The 13,032-nt window shown below is 66.7% G+C and carries 12 protein-coding genes and 1 pseudogene; 11 read left to right on the plus strand and 2 right to left on the minus strand.

The genetic code is table 11. The features are described from left to right. Positions 1-236: 236 nt before the first annotated feature. From D6B71_RS22050 to D6B71_RS22060, 3 genes are all read left to right on the plus strand, one after another. Positions 237-1,358 (plus strand): IS110 family RNA-guided transposase, encoded by a 1,122-nt coding sequence (locus D6B71_RS22050; RefSeq protein WP_121258963.1) that lies wholly within the window; start codon positions 237-239, stop codon positions 1,356-1,358. Then, positions 1,348-1,650 carry an integrase core domain-containing protein gene (locus tag D6B71_RS23235; protein ID WP_206051917.1) on the plus strand — a complete coding sequence of 101 codons (303 nt, stop codon included), beginning with the start codon at positions 1,348-1,350 and terminating at the stop codon, positions 1,648-1,650. The genes D6B71_RS22050 and D6B71_RS23235 overlap by 11 nt, the downstream gene beginning before the upstream one ends. 134 nt (positions 1,651-1,784) lie before the next feature. After that, positions 1,785-3,014: an acyl-CoA dehydrogenase family protein gene (locus D6B71_RS22060; protein ID WP_121258964.1), complete on the plus strand. Its 1,230-nt coding sequence runs from the start codon at positions 1,785-1,787 to the stop codon at positions 3,012-3,014. A 143-nt stretch (positions 3,015-3,157) separates the two neighbouring features. Here D6B71_RS22060 and D6B71_RS22065 read toward each other — a convergent pair whose 3' ends face one another. Next, entirely contained in the window at positions 3,158-4,324 is a 1,167-nt protein-coding gene (locus D6B71_RS22065; RefSeq protein ID WP_121258965.1) for an acyl-CoA dehydrogenase family protein, read from the minus strand. Positions 4,325-4,420: 96 nt separating this feature from the next. Between D6B71_RS22065 and D6B71_RS22070 the strand changes: the two genes are divergently transcribed. Both D6B71_RS22070 and D6B71_RS22075 read left to right on the plus strand, forming a co-directional pair. Then, positions 4,421-5,092: a TetR/AcrR family transcriptional regulator gene (locus tag D6B71_RS22070; protein ID WP_206051918.1), complete on the plus strand. Its 672-nt coding sequence runs from the start codon at positions 4,421-4,423 to the stop codon at positions 5,090-5,092. Positions 5,093-5,156: 64 nt separating this feature from the next. After that, on the plus strand, positions 5,157-5,915 hold the full coding sequence (locus D6B71_RS22075; RefSeq protein ID WP_240641638.1) for a transglutaminase-like domain-containing protein: 759 nt from the start codon (positions 5,157-5,159) through the stop codon (positions 5,913-5,915). Between the two features lie 11 nt (positions 5,916-5,926). Here the strand turns inward: D6B71_RS22075 and D6B71_RS22080 are convergent, their stop codons facing one another. Next, the gene (locus D6B71_RS22080) at positions 5,927-6,937 is read right to left on the minus strand and encodes an AraC family transcriptional regulator (RefSeq protein ID WP_121258966.1); all 1,011 of its coding nucleotides are present in this window, start codon (positions 6,935-6,937) and stop codon (positions 5,927-5,929) included. Positions 6,938-7,063: 126 nt separating this feature from the next. Here D6B71_RS22080 and D6B71_RS22085 point away from each other — a divergent pair, with 126 nt between their 5' ends. The 6 genes and pseudogenes from D6B71_RS22085 to D6B71_RS22110 all read left to right on the plus strand — a co-directional run bounded on the left by D6B71_RS22085 (position 7,064) and on the right by D6B71_RS22110 (position 12,739). Next, positions 7,064-7,384: a 2Fe-2S iron-sulfur cluster-binding protein gene (locus D6B71_RS22085; protein ID WP_068121188.1), complete on the plus strand. Its 321-nt coding sequence runs from the start codon at positions 7,064-7,066 to the stop codon at positions 7,382-7,384. Between the two features lie 31 nt (positions 7,385-7,415). Then, positions 7,416-8,792: pseudogene (locus D6B71_RS22090) on the plus strand (cytochrome P450); the annotation flags it as partial. Positions 8,793-8,803: 11 nt separating this feature from the next. Beyond that, positions 8,804-10,006 carry an NAD(P)/FAD-dependent oxidoreductase gene (locus D6B71_RS22095; protein ID WP_121258968.1) on the plus strand — a complete coding sequence of 401 codons (1,203 nt, stop codon included), beginning with the start codon at positions 8,804-8,806 and terminating at the stop codon, positions 10,004-10,006. A gap of 143 nt (positions 10,007-10,149) precedes the next feature. Next, positions 10,150-10,830, plus strand: coding sequence for a lysophospholipid acyltransferase family protein (locus D6B71_RS22100; RefSeq protein ID WP_276311019.1), 681 nt, complete (start codon positions 10,150-10,152; stop codon positions 10,828-10,830). Between the two features lie 66 nt (positions 10,831-10,896). Further along, positions 10,897-11,508, plus strand: coding sequence for a TetR/AcrR family transcriptional regulator (locus D6B71_RS22105; protein ID WP_121258973.1), 612 nt, complete (start codon positions 10,897-10,899; stop codon positions 11,506-11,508). 133 nt (positions 11,509-11,641) lie between these two features. Continuing rightward, positions 11,642-12,739, plus strand: coding sequence for a BtrH N-terminal domain-containing protein (locus tag D6B71_RS22110; protein ID WP_121258969.1), 1,098 nt, complete (start codon positions 11,642-11,644; stop codon positions 12,737-12,739). Positions 12,740-13,032: the final 293 nt, after the last annotated feature.

Raw genomic sequence — 13,032 nt, forward strand, 5'->3', positions numbered from 1 at the left:
GACTGTGAGCAGAATCAGGGGCTGCCTGGCCGGGGCCTGACCCTTGCTTACGACTGGCCGTGGTGCCTTGGCGTTGATCTGTCGGCGCCGGCCAGGTGGCGATCAACGCACACGCCGGCTGGCCGGGAGGGCGGTGACCGAATAGGGGCCTGATCGCCAAACCTGACCCATCACAGTCCTGTCCTACCCGCCCGACCAGCTGGCTTCGACAACCCAGCCAAGTCGGAAGGGCAGCCATGACCAGCATGACCGTCGAACCCACCGGACAGGTAGTCAGCCGGCAGATCATCGTCGGCGTCGACACCCACAAGTACGCACACGTCGCCGTCGCGATCGACCACCTCGGCGCCCGACTGGGTGCGCAGCACGTCGCGGCCAACCGCGAGGGGTACGCGCAGCTCGAGGCCTGGGCCGCCTCCTTGGCCGGCAACGGTCGGGTCCTGGCCTACGGCGTCGAGGGAACAGGCAGCTACGGCGTCGGCCTGGCGAGCTTCCTGCGTCGCGCCGGCCACCGCGTCATCGAGGTCAACCGCGGTGATCGCCGCAGCCGCCGCAGCAACGGCAAGAGCGACACCCTCGACGCCGAGGCCGCCGCACGGGCCGTCTTGGGCGGGCAAGCCAAGGCCGTCCCGAAGTCTGCCGACGGAACCGCCGAGATGATCCGGCAGATCAAGATCGCCCGCGACACCGCGCGAAAGGCCAAGACCAGCGCGATCATCACGCTCAAAGCGCTCATCGTCACCGCCCCGGCCGACCTGCGTGAGCACTTGGCCGGCACGTCCGACAAGGTCCTCGTCGATCGATGCGCATCCCTGCGTCCGGGTGCCGTGAACTCGCCAACCGCCAGCGCAAAGCACGCGTTGCGGACGCTCGCGAAGCGCTACCAGGCGCTGGAAGCCGAGATCCGCGAGCACGACACGATCCTCGACGACCTCACGCGGTCCCACGCACCTACCCTGCGCGAGGGCCTCGGCATCGGCGCGGACACCGCGGCCGAGATGCTCATCGTCTTCGGCGACAACCCCGAACGAGTCCACTCCGAAGCCGCCTTCGCGAAGCTGTGCGGTGCCAGCCCCGTCCCAGCATCCTCAGGAATGACGAACCGTCACCGGCTTTCCCGCGCAGGCCATCGCGAGGCGAACGCGGCGCTCTACCGAACCGTGATCGTGAGGATGAGGTTCCACCAGCCGACCATCGACTACGTAGCTCGACGCACCGCCGAGGGACTGTCCAAACGCGACATCATCCGCTGCTTGAAGCGCTACCTCGCCCGCGAGGTCTACCAAGCCGTCATGACCGACCACCGCACCCGCCGCGCCGCCATCCAGAAGCCCACACCGCGGACTCTTGACCTATAGGGGCGTCAACGCGATGGCCGAGGCGCTGAACTCGCTGTTCAAGGCCGAGTGCATCCGCAACCCGGTCATGCGACCCAACGGAGGCTGGAAGTCGGTCGTCGACGTCGAGATCGCCGTCGCCGAGTACGTCGACTGGTACAACCACCGGCGCCTGCACGACGAGATCGGACTCGTCCCACCAGCTGAGTTCGAGGCCTACCACTGGGCCCGCATCGAGGCCGATCAGCAGGCCCGCATCACGCCCCAGCACTACCCTGAGACACCCGTCCCCACCGGGGCTGGATCCAAGTAACCGAGCCTCCACGAAACCCGGGGCGATTCACCGTCGAGGGAGTGGGACGCCGTGACCAACATGAAGCACTTCTCGAGAATCCGCCGTGACCCAGGCATGGACGCAGCGCTCAACGCACGCGAGGAGAAGAGCTGATGGATTTCGGGCTTGACTCACGGACCGAGGAACTCCAGACCGAACTGCTTGACTTCATGCGGGTACACGTATATCCGTCCGAGGCCGTGTTCGCCGAGCAGTTGGCGGACCTCGGGAACCGGTGGGCGTGGGACTCGGCGCCGATCATGGGCGACCTACGCGCCGAGGCCCGCAGGCGCGGACTGTGGAACCTCTTCCTTCCCGGGGACGAAGGCGCCGGACTCACCAATGTGCAGTATGCCGTGCTAGCCGAGATCTCAGGTCGCAGCCCACACCTTGCACCACCGGCGATGAACTGTGCCGCTCCGGACACCGGCAATATGGAGCTCTTGTCGATGTGTGGCAACCAGGAGCAGAAGGAGCAGTGGCTTCGACCGCTGCTCGCCGGTGAGATCCGATCGTCGTTCGCGATGACCGAGCCATCGGTCGCTTCCTCCGACGCCACCAACATCGCCACCAGCATCGTCCGCGACGGCGACGACTACGTCATCAACGGGCGGAAGTGGTGGATCACGGGCGCGATGAACCCCAACGCGAAGATCTTCATTGTGATGGGCAAGACCGACGCGGCCGCCGAGCGGCACCGGCAGCAGTCCATGATCCTCGTCGAGCGAGACACGCCGGGCCTCGAGATCCACCGCGCCCTGACTGTCCTTGGGTACGACGACCACGATCACGGCGGCCATGCTGAGCTTTCGTTTGACGATGTGCGGGTGCCGGTCGGGAACCTGGTGGGTAGTGAAGGCGATGGGTTCGCCACGGCTCAGAAGCGCCTGGGGCCCGGCCGAATCCACCACTGCATGCGGTCGATCGGCGTCGCCGAGCGCGCCATCGAGCTTATGTGCGCCCGCGCGGACGGCCGCGTCGCCTTCGGTAAACCGCTGTCGGATCAAGGCACGGTCCGCGACTGGATCGCCGAGTGCCGACTGCGCGTGGAGCAGTTGCGGCTGCTGGTCCTCAAGACGGCGTGGTTGATCGACACCGCCGGCGTCAAGGCCTCTCACGCCGAGATCCAAGCCATCAAGGTCGCCACCCCGCTCACGGTCGAGTGGATCCTGGACAAGGCGATCCAGGTGCACGGAGCCGGTGGGCTGTCGCAGGACTTTCCCCTCGCTGCGATGTACGCCTCGATCCGGACGCTCCGATTCGCCGACGGACCAGACGAGGTCCACAAGAACGGGCTCGCCCGAGCAGAGCTCCGCCGTCAAGCGGCTATACGTGCTGGCTAGGCCTGGCTAGGCCCCGGCATGCAAACCAGACAGTGCCTACCGACGCGAATGTCGCGTGCCGGTTCTGATGGAGGCGACTGGGTCCTCCGGTCCGAGAGTTAGGAGCGAGCGTCGCCCGGTCGCAATCGTCGCCCGGCCTGTCACTACTGGGCCTTGGCAGGTGTCGGGAGTGACCGGGCGATGATCTCCTTCATGATCTCGGTGGTGCCGGCATAGATCTGGCTGATCCGCAGGTCGGTCCACGCGCGAGCGATCGGATACTCCTCCATGTAGCCGTAGCCGCCGTGGAGCTGCAGGCACGTGTCAGCGACTTGCTGAGCGCGTTCCGAGGCCCAGTACTTCGCCATCGCGGCGGTCGGGATGTCCAGCTGGCCCTTGACGTGCAGGTCGAGACACTCGTCGATGAAGGCGCGGGTGACGCGGGCCTCGGTGGCGACCTCGGCGAGCTTGAACTTGGTGTTCTGGAATCCGAAGATCGGCTTGCCGAACGCCTCGCGCGTGAGCGTGTACTGATGCGTCACATCCAGCATCAAGTCCATCGACGCGGCGCAGCTTACGGCGACGATAAGCCGCTCCTGGGGCAGCTGCATCATGAGCTGGATAAAGCCCTGACCCTCCTCGGTGCCGAGCAGATTGCCGGCAGGCACGCGTACGTCATCGAAGAACAGCTCGCAGGTGTCCTGGCCCTTCAGGCCGATCTTGTCCAGCACCCGACCGCGCCGAAAACCCTCGGAGCTGCTCGGCACGATGACCAGTGAGACGCCGGCAGCGGCCTGATCGGGGGTGGTCTTGCAGGCGACCAGCACCATGTCGGCGTGGTAGCCGTTGGTGATGAATGTCTTGGCGCCGTTGACGACGTAGTCGTCGCCTTCTCGGACTGCCTTGGTCTTGATTCCCTGGAGGTCGGAACCGGTGCCGGGCTCGGTCATCGCGATGGCGGTCACGACCTCGCCGGAGGCCATCTTGGGCAGCCACTGCTGCTTCTGCTCCTCGGTGCCGTAGTGCAGCAGGTAGTGCGCGACGATGCCGCTGTGCAGCGCTGCTCCCCAGCTGCTGTCACCGATGCGAGCCTGCTCCTCGATGAGGATCGCCTCGTGGAAGAACGTGCCGCCGCCCCCGCCGTACTCCTCCGGGATCGACGTACACAACAGGCCCAGCTCGCCGGCGCGGGTCCACAGCTCGCGGTCGACGCGCTTCTGGTCGATGAACCGCTCGATGTTGGGCTTGATCTCCTTCTCGCAGAACGTGCGGGCGAGCTGGCGGAAGTCGTCGAGATCCTGGGTCATCCAGGGCGAACGGCGGCCGGGCATGGGTCCTCCAGAGCTAGTGGGTACCGGGTACAACCTGTACCGCAGGCTACGGGTACGTCCTGTACCCGCGCCAGCCCTGTGGGTTAGGTTGCGGTCGTGGATCTCGCGAGGTGGGTGGACACGGCCGTGGTGCGCCGGTCCACTGCGCACGACTCCCATCGAGCTCCGCGGCGCGAACAGATAGTGGTGGCGGCGGCTGACGCGATCGAGGAGTACGGCGCCGGGGTCGGCACCGCTCAGATCGCCGAACGCGCGGGCGTGGCGCGGCCCCACGTCTACCGCCACTTCGACAGCAAAGAGGATCTCGCCGGCGAGGTGCTGCGGTTCGCGGCGGACCAGCTCATCGACGCCGTTCGGCCCGCGATGCAGGTCAGTGGCACCGCCCCTGCCATCATCCGGGGTGTGATCGGGGCTGCACTCGGGTGGGCGGCCGAGCATCCGAACCTCTATCGCTTCATGGCAGTGCGCCAGCAGAACAAGGAGACGCATCGGGCCAGGCTGGGGCGCACGCGGTTCCTGGGGGAGGTGGTGGCCGCCGCGTCGGCGTACCTGCGCACCCCCGAGGTCGAGGTCGACCTTCCGGACGGGGTCATGGCGGGGCTGATGGGTATGGTCGATGCCGGGATCATCTGGTGGCTCGACCACCACGACGAGTCGCAGGACGAAGTCGTCGCCCGGATCGCGCACCAGGTGTGGTTGATCCTGCGCGATCTCGCTGACAGCGTCGGGCTCGGCATCGACGACGACAGCTACTTGAGCGTCCGATGAGGACCGCTCCAGCGTCTGGACGGCGCGCACCGTGCGCAGCCGCGTGGGTAGAGGAGGCCGAAGCATGGACGTCGAAGTCGGGAAGGCCGACCGCGTACCGGCGGCGATGACACCGACGGCGGGACCGCACCTCGAGGCGACCTTCTTCCTCGATCACGGCAGCGCTTCGGTGCGCGACTTCACACAGCGGGTGGTCGCCGGCGCATCGAGCCCGCGTGAGCGGGCGAGCCTGCTCTTCGCAGCGGTCCGGGACAGGGTCTGGTACGACCCCTACTCGGTGTCCCGAGACCCTGCGCACTACCGGGCCAGCTACGTGCTCGAGGCGGGCCGCGCCTACTGCGTTCCCAAGGCGGTGCTGCTGGCCGCGGTGCTGCGGGCCGCGGGCATCCCTGCCCGGCTGGGCTTCGCCGACGTCCGCAACCACCTGCAGACCGACACCCTGCGGGCCGTCATGGGTGGCACGGACCTGTTCGTGTACCACGGGTACTGCAGCGTCCACCTCGACGGGCGATGGTTGAAGGCGACGCCGGCCTTCAATGTCGAGCTGTGTGAGCGCTTCGACGTGCCCCCGGTGGACTTCGACGGACAGAGCGACGCGCTCATGCACGCCTTTACCTCCGACGGCACCCGGCACATGGAGTACGTGCGGGACCACGGCAGCTTCGACGACCTCCCGCTGGACCGGATCCTGACTGCCCTCGACCAGACCTACGGCCGCATGGCCCCCCGCGCCGGAGTTGCCGACGACGCCTTCGCTGCTCCTGCCGACACCGGGGAGGCCACCGAGCATGCAGCCGTGGACCCGTCGGTGAGCTCGGACTGAGCACTCTCGCCTCAACGGTGCTCGTGCTCACCTCGGAAGTGGCTCGGTGAGCTGCCGGTCCATCTCTTGAAGGCGTGCGAGAAGTTGGTGAGATCGCTGTAGCCGAGCTCGTTGGCGACCTCGCTGACCGACGTGGAGGGGTCGAGAAGCCGCATCCTGGCGCGGTCGACCATCGACTGCTGCAGCAGCTCCCGGAAACTGGTCCCCTCAGCGGCGAGGCGCCGTTTCAGGGTGCTCGAGGACATCGAGAACTCGTTCGCGACGGACTGGATCGTCCTCGCCCCGGACCCGTCGTCGAGCAACGCCCGGACTCTGCGGGCGAACTCCGGGGTGTCGGCTCGGCGCGCGAGCGCCTGCTGGAGCTCGGTGACGGCGAGTCCGTAGGTGATCGGGTCGGGGAAGCGGCAGGCAGCCCGAAGCGTCCTCGCGGGCATGTGCAGGTAGGAGAAGGGGGCGTCGAACTCGAGCCGGGACCGGCTCTCGGCCGCTCGGGGTAGCCCGCTCGGCTCCGGCCAGTGGCTGTGCATGGTCGCCTCCGACGCCTCGCCGACCAGCAGGTCGATCAACCGCATGAGTGCCAGTCCGCAGTAAGTGACGACCAGACAGTCGAGATCGGGGTCGCCTGCGTTCCCCGACAGCCTGATCGTCAGGTCGTCCTGCTGCGGATGGAACTGCGTGGTGACCGCTTTGGTGATCAAGGGCAGGTAGGTCAGCAGCTCCACGACCTCTGCGACTGTGCACGCGCTGACCAACGGGACACTCAACGGTCCGAAGGACGTGAGCTGTGCGTGTTCTGCGCAGGCGATCCCGAGCCGGGTGGCCTGCTCGACGTCGAGGTCGGGATAGACCTCGCGGAACCACCGCAGCGGTGCCTCGCCCTGGGTCTGGATGAGAGCCAGCTCACCGGTTCCCTCGCGCGCCATGATGACGCGAAAACGCTCGACGGCGTCCTCGTCGATCGCCGGACTGCTCAGCAGCTGCACGAAGGCCAGCGACGGGACGCCTGGCTCGTCTGTCCACACAGGCAACCCTCACGTGATCCGAATTCACAACATACTGACACGATACGACATGGCTTTGCCAGCGGACCGTCGACAACAATCATCACCGAAACGTCCATCCGGTAGGCAAAGGTAGGAGAATTGTCGATGGCAGTGGTCACCTTCATGTCGCACGACGGGGAGCAGCACGAGGCCCCGCTCGAGGAGGGCAGCTCGCTGATGCAGGTGGCGACGAACAACGCCATCCCGGGCATCGATGCCGACTGCGGCGGCGAGGCCGCATGCGGCACCTGTCACGTGATCGTTGATCCCGCCTGGGCCGACAAGGTCGGCCGGTCCGGTCCCGAGGAGGAGGAGATGCTCTCGATGAACCCCGAGCGACAGCCGACGTCTCGCCTGTCGTGCCAAGTCAAAGTCTGCGAATCGTGGGACGGCTTGACCGTGCAGTTGCCCGAGTTCCAGATGTAGCAGGAGGTCAAGCCAGATGAAGTTCCCAGAAGTGAAGATCCCAGAAACAGTGAAGACGAAGGTCGAGTCCGCCATCCCCCTGGAGCGACAGATCCAGGGCGCGCGCCTCTACGACAAGGGCCGGCGGTGGCTCACCGGCGCGAACGGGCCGATGTTCGTCGAGGCCCCGATCCCGCCGGTCAAAGAGGTCCCCCTCGCCGACATCGACCTCAGCAACCCGTTCCTCTACCGACAGGGGCGGTGGGCGTCCTACTTCGAACGTCTGCGCAACGAGGCTCCGGTCCACTACCAGCCCCACAGTCCCTTCGGCCCGTTCTGGTCGGTGACGCGTCACGCCGACATCATGGCGGTGGACAAGAACCACGAGGTCTTCTCCGCCGAGCCTCTCATCGTCATCGGAACACCCCCGCGGTTCATGGACGTCGCGATGTTCATCGCCATGGACCCGCCCAAACACGACATACAGCGTCGCGCCGTCCAAGGTGTCGTCGCGCCGAAGAACCTCCACGAGATGGAGGACCTCATTCGCGAGCGCGTCAGGGACGTCCTGGACAACCTGCCCGTCAACGAACCGTTCGACTGGGTGAGCACGGTGTCGATCGAGCTGACCGCCCGCATGCTGGCCACGCTGCTGGACTTCCCCTTCGAGGAGCGGCACAAGCTCGTCGAGTGGTCGGACCTGGCAACCTCGATGGAGCAGACCAACGGCGGCCCCGCCACTACCGACAACGACGAGCTGTTCCGCGGCATGCTCGAGATGGCGCGAGGACTCACTGAACTCTGGCACGACAAGGCCGCCCGGCTCGCGGCCGGCGAAGAGCCCGGGTTCGACCTGGTCACGATGCTGCAGAGCGATGAGAGCACCAAGGACCTGATCAAGCGTCCGATGGAGTTCATCGGCAACTTCGTTCTGCTGATCGTGGGCGGCAACGACACCACACGCAACTCGATGAGCGGCGGAGTTCTCGCGCTGAACCAGTACCCCGACCAGTTCGAGAAGCTCAAGGCCAACCCGGACCTGATCCCGAACATGGTCTCTGAGATCATCCGCTGGCAGACCCCCCTTGCGTACATGCGGCGGATCGCCAAGACCGACACCATGCTGAACGGCCAGTTCATCCGCAAGGGCGACAAGGTGGTCATGTGGTACGCGTCCGGCAACCGCGACGAGACGGTGTTCGAGCGACCGGACGAGCTGATCATCGACCGGCCCAACGCCCGCAACCACGTTGCTTTCGGCTTCGGCGTGCATCGGTGCATGGGCAACCGGCTGGCCGAGCTGCAGCTGCGGATCCTCTGGGAGGAGCTGCTCCCGCGCTTCGAGAGGATCGATGTGGTCGGTGAGCCGCAGTACGTGCAGTCCAACTTCGTTCGCGGCATCAGCAAGCTGATGGTCGAGCTCACCCCCAAGGACGGCGGATGAGCTCGGCGCGCGCGGTAGTGGTCGGCGCCAGCCATGCCGGCGTGCAACTGGTGACCAGCCTCCGCCAGGAGGGTTGGTCGGGTGACATCGTGCTGGTCGGTGACGAGTCGGTGCTGCCCTATCAGCGACCCCCTCTGTCGAAGGCGTACCTTTCGGGCAAGTGCTCGCTGACGGAGTTGGCCATTCGCTCGGAGGGCTTCTACCTCAAGCAGGGCATCGAGCGCGTGGACGCCTCTGTGGAGGAAGTCGATCGTTCGGCTCGCCAGGTCCTGCTCAGCACGGGGGACGGGCTGTCCTACGATGCTCTGGCTCTCTGCACCGGCGCACGCCCGCGGCGACTCCGCACCCCTGGTGCCGAGCTCGAGGGGGTCCACTACCTGCGTCGGTCGTCGGACGTGGAGCGGATCCGCGAGGACGCGATCCCCGGGCGCAACGCCGTCATCGTGGGTGGTGGGTACGTCGGGCTGGAGACCGCCGCCTCGTTGCGCGCGCTCGGTCTCGACGTCACGGTGCTGGAGGCCGCAGACCGGGTCCTCGAGCGGGTGACCGCTCCGGAGGTGTCGGCCTTCTTCACGCGGATCCACCAAGAAGAGGGCGTGGACGTGCGGACGAACGCCTCGGTCGAGGCGCTTGTCGGTGATCACCGCATACGCGAGGTGGTCCTGGCCGGCGGCGAATCGGTCCGAGCCGATCTTGTGATCATTGGGATCGGTATCGAGCCGAACACGGAGCTCGCCGAGGCAGCCGGGCTGGTCGTGGACGACGGGATCTTGATCGACGCCCAGGCGCGCACCAGTGATCCCACCATTGTGGCGGCCGGGGACTGCACGTCGCAGGACATCCCCCGCTACGGCCGACGAATCAGGCTGGAGTCGGTCCCGAGCGCAGTGGAGCAGGCCAAGGTGGCAGCAGCGACGATCTGTGGAAAGGACAAGGAGGTGGCGGCGCTCCCGTGGTTCTGGTCGGACCAGTATGACCTCAAGCTCCAGATCGCGGGACTCAACACCGGCTATGACGACATCGTCGTGAGCGGTGGCCCGACCCGTGACCGCGACTTCACCTGCTACTACCTCCGGAAGGGCGAGCCGATAGCCGCTGACTGTGTCAACCGTCCCCGGGACTTCATGGCCACCAAACGCATGCTCACCCAGGGGACCGCGGTCGACATGGCCGCACTGACAGCGGAGGTGGCGGTGTGAGAAGCCGCAGTAACCGCTGGTCGTGGTCACCATCGAGCCATTGCCCGCCGAGGTGAGCAAGGATGGCTTGGAGGTCGACGGTCTGGACGGCGATGAGAGTCCTGCCCGTTCCGGACTTGCGTGACTCGCGTCGGTCCGCGGGCGTGAGACGCGTCCCCGGAGACGCCCGCGGGCCTGCGTGGTGGCTGGCGTTGCTCGTCTGCAAACCGCTGCTGCTGCTGGGCAGGAGAGCGGACTGGCGCGGTACGGAGCGCCTCCCCGGGTCGGGAGGCGCGGTGCTGGCGGCCAACCATGTCTCCCAGGCCGACCCGCTGTTCCTGGGGGAGATGATCCTCGCCCAGGGCCGGACCCCCCGGTTCATGGCCAAGGCGAGCCTGTTTCACAGTAGAGCAGTCGGCTGGTGGTTCCGGTCGGCCGGCCACGTCGAGGTCGATCGGTCCGACGGCCGGTCTGGGATCCGTGCCGCGGTCGAAGCCGTGGAGCGTGGCGCTCTTGTCGTCGTGTATCCGGAAGGATCGATCACGAAGCGACCGGATGGGCGTCTGATGTCGCTCAGGTCGGGTGCTGTTCGCATCGCGCTGGAGACGTCAGCTCCATTGATTCCCGTTGCTCAATGGGGCGTGCAGGCGATCGTGCCAGCCTACGAAGGGAGGGTGGTGCTGGGCCGCCGCCGTCGTCGGGTCACCCTGCTGGTCGGGGACCCGGTGCCACTCGAGGACCTCCGAGAGTTGCCGAGGGCGACGGCAGTGACTGTGGGGGTGCAGAGACTTCAGGACACCCTCGCCGCCATGGTCGACCAACTGGCCGACGAGCACGCTAGGTAGCGTGCGGGCGTGTCCAGGTCAGTGATGCGAGTCGGTCGCGAGACAGAGATCGCTAACGTCTCTGTCATGCGGGCACCGTCCATGCGCGAACGGTTCAGGGAGCACATGCGCGCCGCTGTCCTCGAGGCTGCCCACGACCTGATCGTCGACCGCGGCTGGGACCGGGTGCGCATGGGCGAGGTCGCGGATCGTGCCGGGGTGTCGCGAGCGGCTCTCTATAAGGAGTTCGGTGACAAGGCCGGCCTTGGAGAAGCCGTCGTGCTCCGCGAGGCCTCGCGCTTCCTGGAGGGCATCCAGAAGGCGCTGGAGGCACACGTCGGCGATGCGAAGCGAGGCATCGCGGCAGCCGTCGACTACACCTTGAACGAAGCGGGGCGAAGCCCCCTCCTCGAGGCGGTGCTCATCTCCAACCGCGACCTCGACACGGGGAGTCAGGCGTCCACGGGGATGCTCCCGCTGCTCACGACCTCCGTGCGGCTTCTCGACCTCGCCTCCGACACCCTGGCCGGATGGGTGGCGGAGAGTTACCCGAGTCTTCCCCCAGACGACGTCGTCGACGCGGCCGACACCATGGTGCGCCTGACGGTCAGTCATCTGGCGCTGCCCAAGTGGGACCGGACCGCGACGGCGAGCAAGATCTCCGAAGTCGCCGTCCGGTTCCTTTCCCTCGAATCGTGACCTGCACCAGCCGTCACGACCGCCGTCGACCGCGAGCTCCTGCGTGGCTCAGGGAAATGTAGAGTCGCGGAACCCGTCGCGCCCGACCCACCGGCGTACGCACAGAGCGCTGCGAGCCGATCCAGGAGTTGCCATGTCAGTTGAGTCCCTACCCCGACAGCCGGAGCCGCGGCGGATCCTGCTGGACTATCCCCACCGTGAGGCCGGTCATTGCGGTTCCGGAGCGCTGAGAGACCTCCTGGAGTGGGCCGGTCTCGGCTGGGAGGAGGTACCGAGCGAAGGTCTGGTCTTCGGGATGGGCGGTGGTCTGGGTTTCACCTACCTCCGGGTACCTGGGCTTGCCCCGCCGATCTATCTTGTGGGGCGTAGCAGCGACCTTGAGGTGGACCTTCTTTCGAGGCTGGGTGCAGAGGTCGACGTCCGTGGCACCGACGACCCCGTGACCGGTTGGGGTTGGGTCCGCAGAGAGCTCCAGCAAGGCCGTCCCGTGCTGATGTGGGCGGACATTGCTGAGCTGCCCTACCTCAATGTCCGCCTTCAGATGAGTCGGCATGACATCGTCGTGATCGGTTACGACGACAAGACCGAGACGGCTTTCGTGGTGGACAACGACCGAGCCGAGGTGCAGGAAGTCCCCTACGAGGCTCTTGCGCGGGCGCGCGCGTCACGGTCGTTCCCCGTGCCCACGAGGCACACCACGTATTTCGTGAACTGGCCCCAGATCCTGCCCGATCTCCGCCCGACCGTGGCTTCCGCCCTCGTAGCCTCGGTCGAGAACATGCAAGCGGCGGTAACCGCGATTATCCCGGATACGTCGGCGCTGCCGCCGGATGCCGTTGCTGCTGCGGGGATCAGTGGAGTCGCGGTATTTGCCGAGGATGTCGACCGGTGGCCGGGGCTCATGCCCGAACCGGAGCTCGACGTCGCGCTGCGTTCACTCCACGCCTTTGTGGAGAAGGCAGGGACCGGCGGCGGCCTGTTCCGCCGGTTGCAGGCGCAGTTCTGTGCCGACGTGGCGCGGCTAACGGGGTCCGCTGAGATGGCGAAGGCCGGAACCGCGGTCCTGCGCTGCGCGGACACGTGGTCGGCCCTGGCTGCGGCGGGCCGTAGCGACGGAGCGACGTTCGACCGCTGGCGACGGGTGAATGAGCTCGCCGCGACGCTCCCCAGCGACGAAGACCATGCCATCTCTCAGATGCGCAAAGCAGCGGGCGAACTCAGGGATGGGTGACCAATCGTAGGCTAGGACACGGGCCAACGTGGTTGTCGCGCGACACCGCGCCACAACGTCCTGCCATTCGGGCCTTCCAGACACTGCCCGGCCTCGGGCAGCGCCAGACAACCTTCGAAGGGAGTCCGGTCGACGCCATTCGCTGTAGCCAGTCACGGGTGCCCGCCCCGCTTGTTGACTCCAGCGCAGTAACTCTGGCGAGCAGATCGTCGAGGAGCTCGCGGTGGCCCCGTAGTGAATCGCCCCGGGTTTCGTGGAGGCTCGGTTACTTGGATCCAGCCCCGGTGGGGACG

Origin of the sequence: Nocardioides ferulae (assembly GCF_003660455.1) — a bacterium.
Classification (GTDB): Bacteria; Actinomycetota; Actinomycetes; order Propionibacteriales; family Nocardioidaceae; genus Nocardioides; species Nocardioides ferulae.